The sequence below is a fragment of the Metabacillus litoralis genome (assembly GCF_007994985.1).
In the GTDB taxonomy this organism is placed as follows: domain Bacteria; phylum Bacillota; class Bacilli; order Bacillales; family Bacillaceae; genus Metabacillus; species Metabacillus litoralis.
In genome coordinates, this window is sequence record NZ_VOQF01000004.1 from 59920 (window position 1) to 80830 (window position 20911).

Sequence of the window (20911 nt, forward strand, 5' to 3'; positions counted from 1 at the left end):
CGATACTATATTTTCCCCAGTTTTATGTCTATTTTATTCAAAGAAATCTTAATCCGTCTTCCTAATCATTATGGTTAGCTGTATAGTGAACTCACCTATATGAAAATTAAAAAGATTTAGTAAACATCCTCAGCATTTTTCTATATTAATTTACTTCAAAAAAAGACAATTTGGTTGACAGATTGCCTTTTCTTTAAACTCCACTTCCTAATTCTCAAAAATTCTGACAGTATTGTTTAATAAACAACGCGTCTTTTCATGAAATAGACACTTACATTTAGCTTATGACATATCGTCACATAGTGCATAAGCATAAGAAGAACCGCTCCCATATTCATCCCAAGAATAATACCTTTCATGTTTAACATCTCCATTGATCCTAGCATATACATCATTCCAAATGAAATAGCATGTGACCAGATTGTGTGAAACAATGCATCCTTTACGAGTCCCAGACCTATAAGGTACGCTTGCATCGGGATAATAAAGAAGTGAAAAAGGAAATAGGGCCAAAGCAACTTTAAATAAAATGATGCTGAAGAAGAATGAAAGAATAAGTGTGTTAATGGATCAGCAAATATGTACATGACAATAACAGAGATTGTTCCGTAAAAAAACGTAATAATCATCGCTTGTTTTAATAATCGAACCAATTTGCTATTATCATGATTCGCATATGCCTCAGATACATTTGGTATTAACATAATCATTAAAGCATGCCCTATAAAGGCTGGGAAAAAACCGATTGACATCGCAACACCAGCTAACATCCCATAGTGCTCTGTGGCCATTACACTAGAAAAGCCTGCACCCATTAATGCCCATTTCACTAAAAATGGTTGAATTGCATGTGTAAGAGAATGAAATAATCTCAAGCCTGTTGTGGGAAAGGAAACAGAGAAAAGAGCTTTACGAACTTTTCTTCCTTTAATAGGTTGATTTTTTTCCTTACTTAATACCTGATATTCAATCATATACACAGTAATTAGATAGGCACTAACTATTAACTCACTACCAATTAATGTCGCAAGAGAAATCATTAAAGCTTTTTCCAAATCAAATTGAAATGTCTGAAATACCCAAAATAAGATAATAAGCTGTACGACTTTTTTCAAGAAATTTGAAATAGCTATTTTCCCCATATGTTGAACACCCATAAAATACCCTCTTGCAATTGATGAGAAGGATACAATCGGAATTAAGAGAATAATAAGCCATTTCACATAGGGGTGATACCCTTGAAAAACAGGGACACTCGGCAATATAAACAGTGCCATGACTGTAAAACCAATCGTAAATAATATAGTTAAAAATATAGTGTGTTTTAGCATATGGTAATGTGTTTCTCTTTGTTTTTCTGCAATAAATTTAGAGATTGATATTGGTAATTCAAGGCTCGCAATAATGACAATAAAAAAAACAATCGGAAGAATGGACATATACAAACCCATACCTTCCTCACCAAGCTCTCTTGCTAAAATAATATTAATAAAAAACTCTAGACATTCACCAAAAAAAGCTGCGACTACAAGTATCAATGTTCCTTTTACAAATGTATTCATGATGTAAGTCCCCTCTTATTAAACTAGTCCATAGTTTAACAATATGAGACGAAACACAAGATTAAAACAAGCTAAAGTAAAATCCTCTGAAAAATTTTATTATTGAAGTTATTTGCTAAAAGATTGTAGCAAATGACTTCAATAAGAGTTTCATGCATAAAACAGATATTTAGTGAGTAGAATTAATTATTGTAACTTATTCTATAACTCCTGACTCAGAAATAATAACATCTGGCTTAATATCAACAGTTAACTCTGGAATTCTTTCTCGCCAATTTTCTATAGTGAACTCACGAGATTGAGATCTAATTTGATCCCCAATCCCTACAGGATCTATTTTTAACTCTTTAAAATATGTAAAAAGTGAATTTATTTCATTTTTCATTTTTTGCTCAAAAACCTGTTCAACTTCTTTTATCACTTCGGGAGTTATCCTTTTCCCTGTGTATTCCTGTATATACCCTTCTATTTTCACCTTTACTTCCACTTTAAGCGGCTCCAAACTGATAACTCTTAATTTTCTTGAGGAAGCAATGCTTTTAATCCCAGCTGAATTATTATTTTCAGGTAGATCCAACGTGTAAACTCCTTTTGTGTACTGATCAGCCAACACTTTAAAAAATAATAGTTGATCATTAGATATACTACCTACTACCTTTTTGTCATCAAAAAGTGCCAAACCATCAATGGCCACTCCTCCAGTTTGTTCATTTTTTTTGATATATGGAAGATAAGGATCCTGGCCTTTAGAATAAAATTGATATAAAAAAAGATGTAGGTTAGTTCTTGGTAAATCTCGATTTAGCTTATTATGCAGAATTAAATTTGAGATAAAATTCGAAGCTCCCTGATTCTCAAATTTAGATTCTAAGACTGATTGTGCCTCTCCTTTTGAAACCGCAAGTAACAGTCTTTCACCAATAGCTGCATCACGTTGTAGTGTATCAACTAAATCACTAATACCTTTATTCGCTAACTGTTCTCCAAATACCACAATTTCAATTTTCCCAAGTACTAATGGGTCAGGAGATTTCTTTTGCATGTTGTCTAGTATGTCTCGACTTAGCTTTGATTCTCCTGTTATCACATAGTCATTAACAGGTTGATCCTTAATATAAGTGTTAATGACAGCAGAACCTTTAATTTTATCTTCTTCTACTAAGTCAAAGCCTGTACTGGTAATGAGATTCACATCATCTAGGATCTCCTTCTCCACACAACCACTTAAAATCAGCATTATCAAAAACATCGTTAAGTATTTTTTCATGCTTTTTTCTCCTTTACTTTACGAGTGATCATAGTAAACATAAAAAGCATCGGTATATAACCTATTATTAAGTAGAAACCGACTTGACCAACAATATCATTTAATAAACTAATTTGTTCTCTCGTCCTAGAAAGAGAATTTGTAAAAAAGGCAATAAGTAAAATAACAATTAAAGTATATTTTTGATTGAATTTAAATGAATCCTTTAAACATCTGCTAGCACACCAAAGAGTCAAGCATACATTTGGAAGAATAATTAAACACCAATTTGCAATTCCTATGTATTCGAAACGTTCAACAAAAGGCATCTCTACAATTTTCCACATTGTTAACGTGGCCCATACGTTTTTTTGTAATTGTTCCTCGCTAAAATAGATAAGTGTAATTATCATAATGACAGCATAAATAATAGTACTAGTAGCCACAGCCATATGTGCCCACTTCTTGGATTTATCAACATTTTTGATAAAAGGGTAAAAAACGAGTAATGCTTCAAAACCAATAACAGTTAACGACATACTTTTTGTTGAAATAGCCAAGTCCTTTAAAGAATGATTAAAAACAGGTAATAAGTTATGTAAGTCTGAAAACTGTAATGGGAAAAGGAAAGTGAAAAATAAATAAACTGGGAGTATTATACCAAAGAAGCTTATACCAGTAACAACTCTAAATCCACCACTAATGATATAGTAAACTAACAATAGAAACATAAAACTAAATAGCCATACATTTATGTCAGGAAACATCCATACTTCAATGATTTCTATATACGTTCTCAACACAGTAATTGCTACTAAAGTAAAATAACAAGCCAGTATAGCACTTAACGTGTTACCTACCCACTTACCGAATAATTCTTTATGTAGAGTAATCACGTTACCGTTAGAGTTTTTTAAAATTTTGTAAATCATCCATAAAGATATATGAACCATGATACCTGATAAAATAACGGCGATCCAAGCATCTCTCCCTGATTTTTCAGCGACGATTCTTTGAAACCCTAATACCCCAATTCCAAATTGAAGAGAATGAATTAAATAAAACACTAAAAAATGAGAAACTTGAAATCTTTCTGCTATTTTAATCACCGTTATTTCACCTCACTCATTCGTCAATATCTTTATTCTTTTTTGCTTTCGCTGAAGAAAATCGTTTAGGTTTATTTGTCCGTAAATGCTCAGGTCTTTTTGATAATAGCGAGAAAGGAAGTCTTATAATGGCATCCTTCATGTCTGCAGTTCTTGGTGGATAAATCGGGTCTAAGAACGGCCTTCCAAGAGAGGTTAATCTTAAAAGGTGTGTAATTAAAAAGCAGAAACATAAAACAATTCCTAATAAACCAAGCCATTCCGCAAATAGCAGAAAAGGAAATCGAAGCATACGAATCGTATTACCCATTGCATAAATTGGAGTTGTAAAAGATGCTAATGCAGAAAGGGCTACTATAATGAGTAAAACATTACTAGTTAATCCAGCTTCAACAGATGCTGTTCCTATAACAATACCTCCAACGATACCAATCGTTTGACCAACCTTTGTAGGTAATCGCGCTCCAGCTTCTCTTAAAAGTTCAATTGTTAACTCTAAGAATAATGCTTCTAAAATTGGTGGTAATGGCACTTCTCTTCTTGAAGAAATCAGCGTGTTAAGTAAATCACTAGGAATTAATTCATAATGATAAGTTAAAGTAGCAACATAAATCGGCGTTACTAATATTGAGAAAGTAACAGCAAATAAACGAACTAAACGAAAGAAAGATGCATTAATCCAATTATAAAAATAATCATCAAATGCAGAGAAAAATTCAACTAAAGTTGTTGGTCCCACTAACACGTGTGGAGAACCATCAACAATTATACCAACCTTTCCTTCAGCTAATATAGATGACACACGGTCAGGTCTTTCCGTATCTAATATTTGTGGAAATGGGGAATTATGATTATCTGAAATCATTTGACTAATAAAAGAGCTGTCACTTATTTGGTCAAAATGAATATCTTTTATTCTTTGAATGACTGTATGAACATTTTCTTCATCACAAATGCCTTCAACATATAAAACAGCAAGCTTTGTTTTAGATAAATCGCCTACATTCATTTCAAAAATCCTTAAATTTTCATTATTAATTCTTTTTCTTATCAAATTAATATTTGACTCTAATGATTCTACAAATGCTTCCTTAGGTCCAACTACACTAAACTCAACTTCAGGTAATGAAACATCACGTGCTTTGTTTAGAGTTGCTTTTATTAACGCACTTGGAAGACCGTATTCTGTTAAACTGACAAGAATATATCCATCAAGTAATTTTTCTTTAATCACATCTGTATCTATTGTTAAGATGATATTCTCAATCGGAATTTCTTTTTTTAATTCTTCAAGAGTTTTCCATTTATTACTTTTTACTATAGGCATAATACTCTGTTGCAGTGTTTGCATATCAACTAATGTTCTGATATAAGAAATCCAATATTTAACTTCATTTGTTTCTGCTTCATATTGTAAAAAGTCTGAGGAAGTCCTAAACCGAGCAATAAGTTGGACTAATGAAGGCTTTTCTTTACCACTTTCATATGTCATTTTCTCCATTTTGCTTCACCTCGGTTCAACATTCAGTCTTTTTTATAGAATGCCTTCATTGTTTGGAATTATGCACCAATTTGGTCTATTAATTAGCTTAAATAATTCATTTCATTACTGTGCTTACGTGCTTCCTGAAACTTATTTGCGGTATTTAATCATTTATTTGGTACTTTAATAGATTTATTTGAAGTTTTCTTCACTTTATTTGCTGGTACGGTCATTTTATTTGCTGTTATTATTGATATATTTGATTTTCGCCAAAAACCTTCTTCCTAAATAGAAAAAGAGCGGAAAGCTATTTCTAGCTTTCCGCTCTTACCCATTTATATAAAAACTCTACTTTTTATTTAGCAAAACGGTGATTTCCAATAACAGTTGTTACCTCACGAGATGTAATCCATGTACTTTTAGCTGTTTTCGGATTATAAAAGTATAGAGATCCTTTCCCCATCCCACGGAATGCTAATGCTTCTTTAACTGCTGCTTTAGCCGAATTATCTGCTGGTTGGTTAATTGCACCGTTTTTCACAGGTGAAAATGCATAGTAACCTTGATCTTTTTGATAGATAACTCCATTAATAGTATTAGGAAATAATGAACTATCTACACGATTCAATACAACAGTAGCTACAGCTACCTTCCCTGCATATGGTTCACCTTTTGCTTCTGCATGAACAAGACGTGCTAACAAATCCATTTCATTTGATGTAATCGATTGTGGAATCACAAGTTTTTCACCTACTAGCAAAACATGTGAAGATTTTCGGTTGGCTGACATTAATGTATTAACTGAGATACCATGTTTTTTTCCTATAAGCCATAGCGTATCACCAGATTGTACTTGATGTGTTGTTGCAGCACTAGCTTTTGTTTGTGGTGTAGAAATCGCAGTGAGCGATAAAGCTAATGTTGAAACAGCAACAAGTTTCACTATTAATTTTTTCATAAATTCGTAACCTCCTAGGTTCGTAATTGTTTTTTGCTACAAAAACAAGATTAACAGGTTTATATCTTTAAGACACCCCTCAATATATGGTAGGTTATCCAATAGTTTATGAGCAGATGACGGACATAAAATTAGAATTCTATCCTCGGTAACATACCATAGCTACTAGCCATCCTAGTAAAAGAGGATTATTTTCTCCTAATAAAACAAATACTAACAAAAAAAAGCCAAGAAGTTTTAATTAACTTCTTGGCTCTTCTAAATAACGGTAAATAATACTGCCACCTTGCTGGGCAATCCCACGAAAATGCTTAAAATCATCACGATTAACTAATACAGTACGAAAAGGAAGAAATTGATCTTTTGATACATGGTATTCGTGTAACTCACCATTTTTAAGTTGATTCAATAGTTCATTTATTGTTTGTTCATCCATTAACTTGTCCTCGCTTTTAATGACGTAATTACTCTATTTTAATTTTACTTATACCTACTTAATGTGTCTATTACTTGTTTTATAAAGAATATTTGACCTACCTAAAAAATCAACTAAGGGTTCGATGACTTTTCTCAATTATCGCTATCTACAATCAATGAATATATTTTAAAGCCTCAATTGGTTCTTTTTCGCCCTCAGTAATTTCGAATGTCTCATTTTTGGTTTCCATCATCGTTAAGCTATTGATTAGAACATTTGCCACAGCCTTACGAGGAATTGTCTTACTTTTATCATCTAGAGAAACACTAGCTTTTATTGTTAAATTGTTATCTTCATCAGATAAGCTAGTTGGTCTTACAATTGTATAAGGAAGACCTGACCTTCTTAAATGTTCATCAGCATTAGCTTTTGCTGTTAAATAGTTCCTCATATTATCAGGTGCCATCTCTGGAACATCAGCACCTACTGAACTTAACATAACGAAATGTTTAATAGAATGCTTTTGTGCTTCATCAATTACTTTCTTAGCACCTTCTTGATCAATTGCTATTGTTTTCTCAGGACCTGTACCAGAACCTGAACCTGCTGCAAAAATAATTGCTTCTACATCTTCAAAAGCATGATCAATATTTCCTTCTAAGTCACCAATAATATAATCATCTGCACCTAATTCTATTAAACGATTTGCTTGATTTTCATCTCGAATCAATGCAATGGCCTTATGCTCTTTTTCTTGATTAATTAGATGAATTATATGTCTGCCAGTATGTCCATTTGCTCCAATAATTAGTACGTTCATTAAAAATCACCCTTTAATTTTAGTCTAGTATTATTAGGTTTCCCTTAATGACTTGTTCGTAAACTATTATTATTTTACTATACTAGAATGTCACTAGCTTTCTAACCAGCTTTTCAAATCCAAGAAACTTCTTTTTGCATCGTTTATTCCTAGCAAGTATAATTCCTCAAGTTTTTTCGGATTTCTTTCAATTCTACCTACCTTGAGTTTCTTGCTAGGACGCAGAACAAATATATTTCCACTCCTTTCTTGTTCTGAAATATGCTCCAATGTTTTGTTATACATCTCATATCGAGACAAAACAGCCTCCACTAGTTTTGGGTATTGACTATAGTAGCGATTTAGCATCCATTTAATATTTGATTTTTTCTTCTTATAAAAATCATTTTTCGTTAAAATCACAATATTTCGCTTAAAACCATCTGTCTCTGCTTTCTTTATAGGAATAGAGTCGGAAATCCCTCCATCTAAGAGAAGCTTACCTCCGAATTCAACTATTGGTGAGATAAACGGCAAAGAACTTGAGGCTCTAATAACTGTTAAAACATCCTGCTCATAATCTGCTTTTTTATAATAAACAGGTAAACCTGTTTGACAATCTGTAGTTGTGATAACAAATTCCTCAGTGCTTGAATGAAATGTTTGAAAATCATAAGGAACAATTTTATTCGGTATTTCATCAAATAGAAAATCCATTCCGAATAATTGCCTATGTTTGATAAAGTTTTTATATGATAAATATTTAGGGTGTGTTATGTAATCGATATTAACTTTTTTATTTCTCCCCTTCTGACGAGAAAGATATGATGCTCCAAAACAAGCTCCTGCTGAAACACCAATTACATAAGGAAGATATAAATTCTGATCCATAAAATATTCTAAAACTCCAGCTGTATAAATACCTCTCATACCTCCACCTTCTAGCACAAGTCCAACATTAACCATATAACCGCTCCTTATTTAAAATTGTTTTATAAATATACCATATTCTCTTTCATTTAATTGCCATATTCTATGAAATTTAAAAACATGATAACTCCAACATTTATGTTCATATTTAGTATTGCAAACATGTTTATAAATATCTAATCCCATGATCTGTAATTTTTTCCTTAAATTTAATTGAAACGCTTTACTTACATAGAAAAATAGTGTTAAATAATGCTAATAGAGTTTTTCAAATAATAAAATTAACATTAAATTAGGCTGATTAGCCAACAAAAACTTAGTTTGTATGAAATAAAATGCAAGAGGTTTTGCTCGTCTTAATGAATATGTAAAGGAGCGAGGCAATGAAGATCGCTAAAGTTGGAAGTATCATTGAATTTAGAGACGGTTTATCAGGTGTTGTTGAAAAAGTAAATGAAAATTCTGTAATTGTTGATTTAACATATATGGAAAACTTCAGAGACTTAGATCTTGATAGACGAACAGTCGTTAATCACAAAAACTATAAAATTGTTAAAGATTCATTCTCTTAATATAACAAATAATAAAACATGAAGATGAAAATTCTTCGTGTTTTTTATATACTCATACAATTTAATTTTCGTTAATGAATAATCACCTATAACTCCTGTCAGAATGGATGAAACTTAAAGAGGCTGGGATATCATTCTTTTGTCCTTAGCCTCTTCAGCTTCTTTAAATATGCGATTCATTAAAATTTTTAGGGTAAGTAGAAACTACAAAAAACACTACTAGACCGGTTAATTCATGAGCCCTTCATCTATGTATACTTCCATTCCCTCTTCCTCAAGACAATCACCAAAATATTTAACTTCTTTCTTATAATCGTAGTTGATGATATTTAAGTCTTGGTCATCGGCGTCATATACAGCAACTACTGCATCATTTACATAGAGGTTTATATAATCATCTGTTCCTTTTAATTGTGCCTTCACACTAAACTTCTCGCCTTTGATTAATTTTTTATTATCTTTTAAGGCTTTTGATAATAAAGCTTTGATTTCATCCATATACTTTGCCCTCCATAAATTCAACTTCTTATAGGTTGTATCATATTGTAGAGTGTATGTACAAGTTCATTCATCTTTTAAAAATAAAGTTCCATGTATCACCACTTATTATTTATAGCAAAATTGTTAAGAAGATACATATATCTTCCTTAGATATAATTGAACAAAAATTAATTATACTCTTAATTTTATCCACAACAAAAAGACAATCCAATATATAAGATTGTCTTTTATAAATGCAATTTATCATTAGAAAACTTTGAGCTATGATATCAATTTCTCAAGAATTTATAATGACATTATCGATTATCAATCGTCTCAGGATATAAGTCATGATTCATTAAACGATAATTTGCCATTTCCTCATATTTTGTACCTGGTTTGCCATAGTTCGTGTAAGGATCAATAGAAATTCCTCCACGCGGAGTGAATTTGCCCCATACTTCAATATAACGAGGATCCATTAATTCAATTAAATCATTCATGATGATATTCATACAATCTTCGTGGAAATCTCCATGATTTCTGAAACTAAATAAATATAGTTTTAATGATTTGCTTTCCACCATTTTCACATCAGGTATATAACTAATATAAATTGTGGCAAAATCAGGTTGCCCAGTTTTGGGACAAAGACTAGTAAATTCTGGACAATTGAATTTGACAAAATAATCTCGATTAGGATGTTTATTATCAAATGCTTCTAAAATTTGTGGAGAATATTCAAATAAATAGTTTGTACCCTGATTACCTAGTAGAGTTACATCTTGTAGTTCTTCATCTTTTCTTCCTGACATGTACTTTCCTCTTTTCTTAAAGCTATTTTGATATATATGAAGTTTAATATTAATAATCAATCAAAATAATTAATGATAGATACTAATTATACTCCTCTTTTATTACCCCAAACTAACGTATGTAGCTGTGGTAATACTCTGACATCATTCAAGTCACTATCTTCAATAACTTGCTCGATTAACCATTCATATTTCGTTAGTAATGTTTGTGCTAGCTCAGTTGTATCAGACTTTGAAACATCTTCATTTCCTACTTGTAGATAAAATGGAATTGATGGATAGCGGAGATGAACTTTTTTTGCATAAGCAAGATCATTTAAATCGAAAACTACAACCTTTAAACTAATCAAGTTCTCCTGATTGTGTAGCGAAACTTTCTCTATAATTTCATCAAGCTTGTCAAAATCTGTTTTCATCCCAGAGCTTGGTGGTTTAGGAGATATTGTTAAATCATCAATATCATTTAACCACTCCTGGTACTTACTTCCTTGTGTCTCAATAGCAATCTTTTTACCATTTTGCTTTAGAAGTGAAACAAGTTCAAATAAATTCGTTAAAAGTGCAGGGTTTCCTCCTGAGATTGTTACATGTGAAAAACGATCTCCACCTAATTGAATCAATTCTGACCATATGTCATCTGCTGTCAGTTGTCGAATATCATCTTTAGCAGAGCCATCCCAAGTGAAAGCTGAATCACACCAACTGCAAGAATAATCACAGCCTGCTGTTCGAACAAACATCGTTTTTTGTCCGATAACCATTCCTTCTCCCTGAATTGTCGGACCGAAAACTTCTAAAACAGGAATTTTCTTCATTCCTGTCCCTCCTTCTTCTTAGGACGGAACACAACATAGCTTGTAGGTGTTTCTCTTACGAAAACTTGAACACATTTAGGCTTATTGTCTTTTGTATCAAGATCACTTTGCACCAATTCCCAAATTGCTCTAGCAACTCCTTCAGTTGTAGGAAAGTAATTAGGATCCACTTCTGAAAATAGATCACTATGATCATTAAGGATAGAGTGATCAAAACGATTATGAATTAGTTTTTTTAATGAAGCAAAATTCACAAGAAAGCCTGAATCATCTAACTCGTCACCAGCAATTGTTACATTGACAAAATACGTATGACCATGGACCTTCTGACACTTCCCGGCGTCTTCATGAGGGATATAATGTGCGGCTGAAATATGCATATCCTTATTTAATTCAAATTGATAGTCATGCTGTACTTGTGGATAGATTTGTTGAATCATTGTCCATCAACACCTTTTTCTAGTAGATAGTCATCAAGACCCTTTTTTCTCAATTCACATGCAGGACATTCTCCACATCCTTCGGCAATGATCCCGTTGTAGCATGTTAACGTTTTTTGACGAACAAAATCAAGGACTCCAAGATCATCTGCAAGTTTCCATGTTTCTGCTTTATTAATCCACATTAAAGGAGTATGAATAACAAATGGTTTGTCTAACGCAAGGTTTAAAGTCACATTACACGATTTCACGAAAGCATCACGGCAATCTGGATAACCGCTAAAATCTGTTTCACATACTCCTGTTACAATATGCTTTGCTCCAATTTGGTTAGCTAAAATCGTTGCAAATGACAAAAATAATAAATTTCTACCTGGAACAAAGGTTGAAGGTAGCTCACCCTCTTTTTGTTCTATTTCAATATCCGATCTTGTCAAGGCATTTGGTGCCAGTTGATTTAAAAGTGACATATCTAACACATGGTGCTGTACACCTAGTTCTTCTGCAATTGACTCAGCAACCTCAATTTCTAAACTGTGTCGCTGATTATAATTAAATGTCACAGCAACTACTTCTTTAAATTGCTTAAGAGCCCAAAATAAACAAGTTGTACTATCTTGGCCACCACTAAAAACCACTACTGCTTTTTCATTTTTCATAAATAAAACGTTCCCTTCTTACCTATATAAATGCATAACCAAATTTATATTACGCAACCTATTAAATATCTTTTTACTTGCATATGTTGGATATTTTGTTATTTTCTCAATACGACCCATAGCTGTGGTTTTCCACAGAACTTCTTTATCCGTCAATCCTAAACAATAAAAAAACACCTTCGAAAGATTCGAGGTGTCCAGCATTTATCATATAAAAAAAACGCATATCAAAGATATTGTCGTAGTTTTTTATAGAGGGTTGTGCTAGAACCTCTCCCGATTCATTTATTTGTAATTGAATGCGGATTGGCTATTAAATTTTCAACTTAAAAAATATATCACGAAAATCTCTATCTTGCAATGAAATTGTAACAGGAGTGGTCAACGTGTCATTTAAGCAATTAATCATTCGTGTACGAACTAGCTTTTGGTATTTGCCAACAGTTTACGGAGTATTTGCGTTTATTTTGGCTATTTTAAGCATGTTATTAGATCGTTATTTAATTCAGAACTCCTATTATAAAGTAATTCCAGATGTTTTTTTATCGGATATGGATCTAGCTCAAACAATATTGAGTTCTTTGTCTACATCATTATTAACCATGACAACCATTACCTTTTCTTCCATACTTGTTGTATTAACAACTTATCTATCACAGTTTTCACCTAGAACACTTCAGAATTTCATTACTGATCACCATACTCAAAGAGTTCTCGGTATATTTATCGGGGGATTTATTTATACCGTTATTTTATTACTCTTAGTTCGTAAAAATGATATAAGTACACTATTTATTGTACCTTCACTTGCGATCATCGTATCAATTATTTGCTTAGGAATGTTTGTCTTCTTCATTCATCATGTAACTACTTGGATAAAAGTGAGTAATTTAATATTTAATATTACATCAAAGACGATATCTTCCATTCATAAGCATTTTGTAGATGAACAGGAATTTATAAAAATTTCACCTTGGGAGGACTGGGAGTACGAGGAGATCAACACAATCAAGCCATTTCAACTAAAAAGTAAACGCTCAGGATATATCGAATACATTGAATTAGAAAAAATAATACTACAAGCTACAAGAGATAATGTTATTGTAAGGATTGAGCAAAGCTTAGGTAAATATGTTGATGAGGATACAACAATCTTCTCAATCTGGTATTTAAAAGATGTGAAATTAGCTTCTAAATTTTTATCATTTATAACGATTTCAACAGACCAAGAGCCTGTTCAGGATGTAAATTTTGGCCTTCAAAAATTAGTTGAAATAGCTTTAAGAGCAGTTTCGCCAGGAATAAATGACCCTTATACAGCAATCAATAGTATAAATCATTTAGCAAAGATTCTCGCTCTTCTTGGTAAGAAACATTTGGAAACACCTTTCCATTTTGATAACTATCATCAATTAAGAGTGATCTTTGAAAAACCTACTTTTGATGATTATCTTTACGAGACATTCTACCAAATTCGCTATTACGCAAAAGAAGATGTTTCTGTTATGGCATCTATACTAAAAGCTTTAGCTTTTATTTGCGAAGGTAATTCGATATATATTAAGAAAAGTGTTTGGGAATTTTCTTTTTATATATCTGAAGGATTAAATCAAGAAAAATGGCTTTCGAAAGATCGTGAATTTTTAAATAAAATGTTGCGCACAGTTGCACTAAAATGTGATAAACAAAAAAAAGAAAATGAAATATTTATTAAAAACTAAGGAATGATTAAACAGGTGGGGATGATCCACCTGTTTTACCGTTTAACTATCTTTCTTTTTCCCGCCTTCTTCAGCAAGCTGTTCAAAAGATTTCACTTTACCGTGTGGATTTTGGGATTGCTTACGAACTGTCCATTGACGTTCCTGCTGTGATTTTGATTGTGTCATTTTCAATCTCCCTCTGTTCTCATATTGCTTCATACTTTGAAGCCTCTTTTATTTTTTCCTCTAACTCTAATTTCATTCTTAGATATCTTTTGACGTGCGACTAGTTCGACCAAAAATGAGAAAGAGACCTACAATAATTAAGATCGCCGGCCAAAAAGAAAGAACATTAAATGTAAACAGATTCTGTATAATAAACACAAAACTTAATCCAAACAAAATGAAAATTGGAATAAGCAATCCAAACTCCCGCCCACCAAATAACCATAGCTCGAATAAGCCGATAGCAACTGCAAAGATATAAAACGGCCATGTATATTCTGAGAAACTCCAATTTGTCATTTCCTCAAACATAAATAGTATACTTAATACAAATAATATACCTCCTGGTACTAATAAACCCGCTTGTTGTTTTTTAGCTCCTGATAGAAAAAAACCTAGATGAAAACCAATCGATACAAATAGTAAGAGAAGTGGCCATGAAAAGCTCCAAAAATTATCAATAAGTCCTATTGACTGTAAAGAAAATAAAATACCTATTCCAACTAGAAAAATACCATAAATAACTTTTCCATTCTTCATAAACATATCCCCCTTTCCAAAAGTATTATTTCATATTCTTCAACTTAAATCATACTGTATTTCCCATACATTTTGTCACTAATTATGAAAATAATTCCATACCGCATAACTATTTTAAATGTAATTCTTATATGTCTACAGTAGGATCGGTTCTCTCCGTTGTACTTTATCCGTGCTTTTTGCTAAGAACCTTGTGAAAAATTTGAGTTTATCTAAATTAAAAGAGACCAAATCACTATTTTGATTGGTCTCTTGAACGAGAAAAAACTATTTAAGTTGATGACAATGTAAGTTGAAAGTTTTCTGTAAGCAGCAGATCAGGTGTTACTCTGGAAAATGACCATTGATTACATACCAATTAAATGTTAAAATCTAGCCTTAATTTAAGATTCACTTTTTTTTAATAAATCATATAAACTAAGGGCAACTACCTTCGTAGCTTTCATTAAATCATCAATTTTCACATGTTCATCTGCTCGATGTCCATTTGCTTCTACTAATGTTTTAGGTCCTGCTCCATAAAGAACAACTGGAATCTTTTTTTCAAAGAAATGCCTTGCATCAGTATACAAAGGAGAGCCATGCACAGGTAAATCTTCGTTATAAAGATTCTTTGTATTTTTGACAATTGCTTTAACAACTGATAAATCTTTATCAACAGGTCCAAAGCTTTTGGCTAATAATATTTGTTGCATATCTACTTCAATATCTGAGTACTTTGATATTGCTTGAATGATAAGTGAGCGTAACTTTTCCTCAACTTCTATCGGGTCTTCTTCAGGAATTAATCTACGATCAAGACGTATTGTACATTCACCTGGAACAACATTTGTGTTAATTCCACCATTAATTAAACCTACAACTAAGGTTGGTGATTCAATTCCGTCAATCAGCGAAACTTTATTTGATAATGAATCTTTGTATTCATATAACACTTTTAACACTTCTGTCATAGCTTCTAAAGCATCATTTCCAAACTGCGGTTCTGCTGCATGAGCAATTTTTCCCTTTAATTTTACTTCTAGATGCAAACACCCATTATGTGCATTAATTAAAGAATATGAGAAGCCTGGGCATATAGCTAAATCAGGTCTTATATATTGATTTTCTAACAGCCACTTTGGTCCAAGTGTACCTCCTGTTTCTTCATCAAAAGTAAATGCTAATGATATTTTTCCTCGAAGTTTTTCTGATACTTTCCTAAGTGCTAGGACAGCAAATGTGTAAGAAGCAATATCAGATTTTGATACAGCTGCACCTCTACCATATAATTTACCTTCAATTATTGCCCCACTATAAGGATCAACTGACCATCCCGATCCCGGCGGTACAACATCTCCATGCGAATTCACCGTTATCTCCATATCATCTTTATTTTGAAAATCTTGAAAAGCAACAACATTTGCACCATAAACCATTCCTGCACTAATGACTTCTGCCTTTGGAACCTCATACAAGGTAGTGTCACGAAATTGTAAAAATTTCAACTTTTCTGCTGTAACTTTAGCAATTTCTCGACAATCACCCGGAGGATTATCAGAGGGGGTAGCTACTAATTCCTGTAAAAATTTTATTAATTCGGTTTTATTTGACTCAATTTGTTCCAAAATAAGTTGTTTATCTTCTTCAATCTCTCGATTAGTCAATTATTACATCCCCTTTATAGCAGGTAATCTTCAAAACTGTGTCAAGTAGGATCTTTGTTCCAATCTTCATATCCTGAATTGAAACAAATTCATCCGGGTGATGACTAATTCCATCCTTACACCTTACAAAAATCATCCCAACTTTCGCTATATCACTAACCGCCATTGCATCATGACCTGCACCACTAACCATTTTTAATGGTGTAATTGAATTGTCCTTTAACACATTTTCTATAATCGTTATATATTCATTCGAACATTTTACAGGAGAAACAGTTAACACCTCTTCATGGTGAAACAATAAACCTCTATTAAGAGAAATTCCTCTTATTTTCCGAAAAGCATCATTAACAAAATTTTGTTTTCTTTTTTCATCTACATCTCGAACATCAAGTGTAAACGTCACACTACCAGGAATTACATTGCTAGCACCAGGCTGAACACTTAGCTTACCTACTGTAGCCATTACCCCTTCTGTTGTTTTTGCTATTTTCTCTAGAAATAAAATGGCCTCAGCTGCTCCTGTTAGAGCATCTTTTCGATTTGCAAAAGGAACAGTTCCAGCGTGACCTGCCTTTCCTTCAATCCGTATATTAAACCTAGATGCACCGGCAAATTCTGTTACTACACCACAAGGCAAATTATTTTCTTGTAAAACAGGACCCTGTTCAATATGTAACTCAATATATCCTAATAAGTCACCAACATTTCTTTTTGCATGAGTATAAAGGGTAGGATCTAACCCTATTTCTTGTAGAGCTTCAGCAATTGAACAACCTTGATCATCATGTTTTTCCAAATCACTATCAGTTAGTGTACCGGCAATTGCTTTACTTCCAAGAAATGTTGTATGAAATCTTGTACCTTCTTCATCACAAAAACTCACAACCTCAATAGGATAAGGAGGGACTATTTCTTTGTCACTTAAAAATTGAATCACTTCAATAGCTGAAACAACCCCCAAAATCCCATCAAACATTCCCGCATCTACAACTGAATCAAGATGCGAGCCAATCATCAATACTGGTAACTGATCATTTTCACCTTCGTATCGACCAATTATATTGTTCATTTCATCTCTTCTAACCATCATTTGTGCTTGTTCCATCCATTGTATAACTAACTCTTCTGCATGTAGACTTTCTTTTGTAAAGGCTAGCCTTGTTACTCCTTTAGACGGTATAGAACAATGTGATAATAACTTAATCCTCTCTTTCAGTCTATTTCCATTAATATAGGTCACAAGATCCCCCTCCCCTTTGTTATCAAGCTTGATAAATTAGATTTCCACTTATAAATGTGTACATAACTTGTCCGCGAAATTCCTTATTAATAAAGGGGCTTTGTTGATGTTTATAAAACAAATTTTCCTTTTTTAATACAAAGGTTTTGTCTAAATCAATAATTGTAAGATCTGCATCACTTCCAACCTTAATCGTCCCTTTTTCAGGATAAAGCTGAAAACGTTTCGCAGGATTTGTAGCAGTTAGTTTGACAATCGTTTCAAGTGAAACATTTCTTTTCCAATAACCCTCTTCAAGGAGAACATTTAAAGTTGTTTGTGCACCGGAAATACCACCCCAAGATTCAAAGATATTCCCAACCTTCATTGACTGTGGTGAAGGAGAGTGATCTGATCCAATAACATCTATTTCTCCTCTCTTAAGACAATCCCATAACAACTCGATTTCAGCTTCACTACGAAGAGGTGGCGCACATTTTGCGATTGCTCCTTTCTCTTCAAAATCCTTTATTGATAAAGATAAATAATGTGGACATGTCTCAACCGAAACGTCTACTCCATTTTGTTTGGCTTTATTGATTTTAGACACAACTTTGCTACTTGTTACATGTACTATATGTGTTTTACACTTAGTTAGTAATGCATAACTTAATATTCTTTCGACAGCCTCTATTTCTGATTCAATTGGTCTAGAATGACAATAAGCTGCAATTGACAGTTTATTGTCGGTCTTCATCTTTTCCGTTAAATAAGCAGTTATTGATTGACTTTCAGCATGCACAGCTAAGATTGATTTCAATTGTGCAATTTTCTCCATACCTTTTAAAAGTGCAACATCGTTACAAGCTTGAAAATCTTTGATTCCACTTGACGACATAAATGCCTTAAAGCCAATTACACCGCAATTTAATAATTCCTCTAAGTTTTCTAGATTTTCAGGAACGAGACCACCCCAAAGATGAAAGTTTGTGATCGATTTTCTTTTACCTGCATCATTTTTTTCATAAAAGGCTTCTTTATTAATTGTAGGAGGAGAACTATTTAATGGCATATCAAAAAATGTTGTAACACCACCTGCTGCAAGGCTTTTACTACCAGATTTAAAACCTTCCCAATCTGTTCTACCAGGTTCATTAAAATGAACATGTGAATCAATTAGGCCTGGAATGATATACAAATTAGACGCATCAATATGAATTTCTGCTAACTTGTTAATTTCACTAGTTGTTATTTTACTTATTTTACCGTTTTTTACCGCGATATTTCCTTTTGATATCCCTTTTTCAGTAACTATAAATCCATTTTGAAGAATAACATCATAAACATACACAAGATCATCCCTTTACTATGATCATAGATCCGATTCCATTTTTTTGTAATAACCTAACTTCCACGATATGTTTGATAACTCCACGGAGAGACAAGAAGAGGAACATGGTAATTACCTTTTCCTAGTTCAACTCCAAATCGAATCGGAACAAGATCTAAAAACATAGGTTCAGTACTCGTTTCACTTTCCTTAAAATAATCACCCACATAAAAAACTAATTCATAAATTCCTGCAACGTTTAACTCCAGTGGAGGCACACGACCATCAGAATTAGTCTCCATTTTAGTTAAGAATATATGATCATCATCATTAACTTTCCATAATTCAATTATCATTTCTTTTGCCGGTATACCGTTTACGGTATTCAATACATGGGTTGATAAAGTAATTGTCATCCTTGTGCTAACTCCTCAACAACTTCCTTTAATTTTTCATGATTTAGATCTTCTCTTGTAATCGTAAAACCTTGGAATCCAAAAGGAGGTTTTGGCTCTGTATATACTTTGCTTGATGATCCTTCGATTTGATCAACAACTGTTTCCCATGTTCGATTCTGTGATTGGAAGGTAACGTCGGAAAGCTGTGGAAAGCGAACTAAGATTCTTAAACCAATTTGATAGATTAAATGTTGGATAGATTTTGTTTCCAGGTGATGAAAAACAGTTGTTGCAATATCTTTAACTTGTTCAGCCGCTACATATTTTTCTGGTAATTCACCAAATGCATCTTGGATATTTCCATAATTCCAATTAATGTTTAAATAAATAAACAATGGACGGTTATTAGATTCAGGAAGAGTTGTATATTCATCATGAATATAACCTGTAAATGAATTACCACTAATTTTAATCAGTTGTAAATCCTTTATACCACTAATAACACTCATCACATCTACGTTGTCTTTTTCATCTTTATTTGCATGAAGATATGATGTTCCTTGCTCGTTTCGAGAACGGTTAAATACAAGTTTACTTGATTGATACTCATCATCATCTAACACAACAGATGGTTGAAAAGGAACCTCTTCTGCTGAAAGTTTGATTGATTCTATATGAGAATAAGTTTGCAAAAAACGATGAGCTACAAATTTTAGAAATCCTTCAATGGTATTTCCTTTATAATACGCTAAATGTTTTTGTATAAAATTTTTCATGGAATCAGTCGCAACAACAAGCTCATTATCTCCTTCTGCAAACGATGTAATTAGTTGTCTTCCACCTACTTCCATCTTAACGTTCCAACCAAAAATAACGTTATTCACCTCTGTTATTAACGATTCAGGTATCTTTTTTAATCCTCTCAGAGGTTTAAGATTAGTTCGGTAAACAAACACATCTCCCTTACCGTAATACAGTGTTCTACCTTCCATTGAATAACCTCCTTCATTACATACAATATCTCTTAATCTAAAAAACGAAATTTTATAAATTTCCTTTAATGCAGTTTGAAACTCTTCACTATCATTATTTTTCACTCGTCTTTTCATTGCATCGAAAATAGAATATTTGTTGTGACCACGTACCGCTAATACAAAAGGAAAACCGAATTTTTTCACATACTTATTATTTAAAGAAGTAAATTTTTTATATTCTCTTGGATTTAATTGATCTAACCCTGCTTGTTTTTGTTCCATTTGAGACGAAGAAGAAAGTTTTAATCTTGAACCCAAATCAGGATGACTCTGAATTAATGCTAGTTTTTCCTCTTTCCCACCCTTCTCTACAACTTTTACCATAAACCGATGTAATTGCTGTACGGATTGGAATGGTGCATATTCCCATGACTGTTCAGCAATCCAAGGAGTATGTTCAAATACCCAACCCACTTTATTGACAAATTCCTCTTTTGTGAATTCGTTTACCTCATGAATTGATAACAAATTATCACCCTATTCATCATTTTTATTTTCTTTAGTGACAAATAATGTTATATTTAATA

Annotated in this window: 22 protein-coding genes and 1 riboswitch; of the genes, 2 read left to right on the top strand and 20 right to left on the bottom strand. The window is 32.6% G+C overall.

All coding sequences use genetic code 11. From position 1 onward, the window contains the following. Positions 1 to 236: 236 nt before the first annotated feature. From FS935_RS07655 to FS935_RS07690, 8 genes are all read right to left on the bottom strand, one after another. On the bottom strand, positions 237 to 1562 hold the full coding sequence (locus tag FS935_RS07655) for a polysaccharide biosynthesis protein (protein WP_146947199.1): 1326 nt from the start codon (positions 1560 to 1562) through the stop codon (positions 237 to 239). Positions 1563 to 1758: 196 nt separating this feature from the next. After that, positions 1759 to 2829, bottom strand: a complete 1071-nt coding sequence (locus FS935_RS07660) for a Ger(x)C family spore germination protein (RefSeq protein WP_146947201.1) — start codon at positions 2827 to 2829, stop codon at positions 1759 to 1761. Then, entirely contained in the window at positions 2826 to 3917 is a 1092-nt protein-coding gene (locus FS935_RS07665) for a GerAB/ArcD/ProY family transporter (protein ID WP_146947203.1), read from the bottom strand. Before FS935_RS07665 ends, FS935_RS07660 begins: the two co-directional genes overlap by 4 nt. 16 nt (positions 3918 to 3933) lie before the next feature. Beyond that, positions 3934 to 5409 carry a spore germination protein gene (locus tag FS935_RS07670; RefSeq protein ID WP_146947464.1) on the bottom strand — a complete coding sequence of 492 codons (1476 nt, stop codon included), beginning with the start codon at positions 5407 to 5409 and terminating at the stop codon, positions 3934 to 3936. A gap of 346 nt (positions 5410 to 5755) precedes the next feature. Beyond that, positions 5756 to 6358, bottom strand: coding sequence for a cell wall hydrolase (locus tag FS935_RS07675; protein ID WP_146947205.1), 603 nt, complete (start codon positions 6356 to 6358; stop codon positions 5756 to 5758). A gap of 241 nt (positions 6359 to 6599) precedes the next feature. Next, positions 6600 to 6794: a protein YkzS gene (ykzS, locus tag FS935_RS07680; protein WP_146947207.1), complete on the bottom strand. Its 195-nt coding sequence runs from the start codon at positions 6792 to 6794 to the stop codon at positions 6600 to 6602. Positions 6795 to 6948: 154 nt separating this feature from the next. Beyond that, a complete protein-coding gene (locus FS935_RS07685) occupies positions 6949 to 7596 on the bottom strand; it encodes an SDR family oxidoreductase (protein ID WP_146947209.1) in 648 nt (215 codons plus the stop codon). Positions 7597 to 7689: 93 nt separating this feature from the next. Then, positions 7690 to 8541, bottom strand: a complete 852-nt coding sequence (locus tag FS935_RS07690; RefSeq protein WP_146947211.1) for a patatin-like phospholipase family protein — start codon at positions 8539 to 8541, stop codon at positions 7690 to 7692. A 347-nt stretch (positions 8542 to 8888) separates the two neighbouring features. On the opposite strand from FS935_RS07690, the gene FS935_RS07695 reads away from it, so the two are divergent. After that, a complete protein-coding gene (locus FS935_RS07695; RefSeq protein ID WP_146947212.1) occupies positions 8889 to 9077 on the top strand; it encodes a YkvS family protein in 189 nt (62 codons plus the stop codon). A 228-nt stretch (positions 9078 to 9305) separates the two neighbouring features. Here the strand turns inward: FS935_RS07695 and FS935_RS07700 are convergent, their stop codons facing one another. From FS935_RS07700 to queC, 5 genes are all read right to left on the bottom strand, one after another. Continuing rightward, positions 9306 to 9575: a hypothetical protein gene (locus FS935_RS07700; RefSeq protein WP_146947215.1), complete on the bottom strand. Its 270-nt coding sequence runs from the start codon at positions 9573 to 9575 to the stop codon at positions 9306 to 9308. Between the two features lie 299 nt (positions 9576 to 9874). Continuing rightward, positions 9875 to 10372 (bottom strand): preQ(1) synthase, encoded by a 498-nt coding sequence (gene queF, locus FS935_RS07705; protein WP_146947217.1) that lies wholly within the window; start codon positions 10370 to 10372, stop codon positions 9875 to 9877. Positions 10373 to 10458: 86 nt separating this feature from the next. Continuing rightward, complete coding sequence (gene queE, locus FS935_RS07710) at positions 10459 to 11187, bottom strand: 7-carboxy-7-deazaguanine synthase QueE (protein WP_146947219.1); 729 nt, start codon at positions 11185 to 11187, stop codon at positions 10459 to 10461. Further along, positions 11184 to 11627 carry a 6-carboxytetrahydropterin synthase QueD gene (gene queD / locus FS935_RS07715; protein WP_146947221.1) on the bottom strand — a complete coding sequence of 148 codons (444 nt, stop codon included), beginning with the start codon at positions 11625 to 11627 and terminating at the stop codon, positions 11184 to 11186. Before queD ends, queE begins: the two co-directional genes overlap by 4 nt. Next, on the bottom strand, positions 11624 to 12286 hold the full coding sequence (gene queC, locus FS935_RS07720; RefSeq protein WP_146947223.1) for a 7-cyano-7-deazaguanine synthase QueC: 663 nt from the start codon (positions 12284 to 12286) through the stop codon (positions 11624 to 11626). The genes queD and queC overlap by 4 nt, the downstream gene beginning before the upstream one ends. Before the next feature lie 235 nt (positions 12287 to 12521). Then, positions 12522 to 12566, bottom strand: a riboswitch (PreQ1 riboswitch). A 106-nt stretch (positions 12567 to 12672) separates the two neighbouring features. Between queC and FS935_RS07725 the strand changes: the two genes are divergently transcribed. Continuing rightward, positions 12673 to 14007, top strand: coding sequence for a DUF2254 domain-containing protein (locus FS935_RS07725; protein ID WP_158638557.1), 1335 nt, complete (start codon positions 12673 to 12675; stop codon positions 14005 to 14007). A 42-nt stretch (positions 14008 to 14049) separates the two neighbouring features. Here FS935_RS07725 and FS935_RS23855 read toward each other — a convergent pair whose 3' ends face one another. The 7 genes from FS935_RS23855 to pucL form a co-directional block, all read right to left on the bottom strand. Further along, entirely contained in the window at positions 14050 to 14175 is a 126-nt protein-coding gene (locus FS935_RS23855) for a DUF6254 family protein (protein WP_240050851.1), read from the bottom strand. A gap of 78 nt (positions 14176 to 14253) precedes the next feature. Beyond that, positions 14254 to 14754: a LiaI-LiaF-like domain-containing protein gene (locus FS935_RS07730; RefSeq protein ID WP_146947227.1), complete on the bottom strand. Its 501-nt coding sequence runs from the start codon at positions 14752 to 14754 to the stop codon at positions 14254 to 14256. Positions 14755 to 15137: 383 nt separating this feature from the next. Further along, the gene (locus FS935_RS07735; RefSeq protein ID WP_146947229.1) at positions 15138 to 16400 is read right to left on the bottom strand and encodes an ArgE/DapE family deacylase; all 1263 of its coding nucleotides are present in this window, start codon (positions 16398 to 16400) and stop codon (positions 15138 to 15140) included. Beyond that, positions 16393 to 17643, bottom strand: coding sequence for a Zn-dependent hydrolase (locus tag FS935_RS07740; protein WP_240050852.1), 1251 nt, complete (start codon positions 17641 to 17643; stop codon positions 16393 to 16395). The genes FS935_RS07735 and FS935_RS07740 overlap by 8 nt, the downstream gene beginning before the upstream one ends. Positions 17644 to 17665: 22 nt before the next feature. After that, the gene (gene allB, locus FS935_RS07745; protein ID WP_146947233.1) at positions 17666 to 18973 is read right to left on the bottom strand and encodes an allantoinase AllB; all 1308 of its coding nucleotides are present in this window, start codon (positions 18971 to 18973) and stop codon (positions 17666 to 17668) included. Positions 18974 to 19026: 53 nt separating this feature from the next. Beyond that, positions 19027 to 19368 (bottom strand): hydroxyisourate hydrolase, encoded by a 342-nt coding sequence (gene uraH / locus FS935_RS07750; protein ID WP_146947234.1) that lies wholly within the window; start codon positions 19366 to 19368, stop codon positions 19027 to 19029. Beyond that, the gene (gene pucL, locus FS935_RS07755) at positions 19365 to 20852 is read right to left on the bottom strand and encodes a factor-independent urate hydroxylase (RefSeq protein WP_146947235.1); all 1488 of its coding nucleotides are present in this window, start codon (positions 20850 to 20852) and stop codon (positions 19365 to 19367) included. Before pucL ends, uraH begins: the two co-directional genes overlap by 4 nt. Positions 20853 to 20911 lie beyond the last annotated feature (59 nt).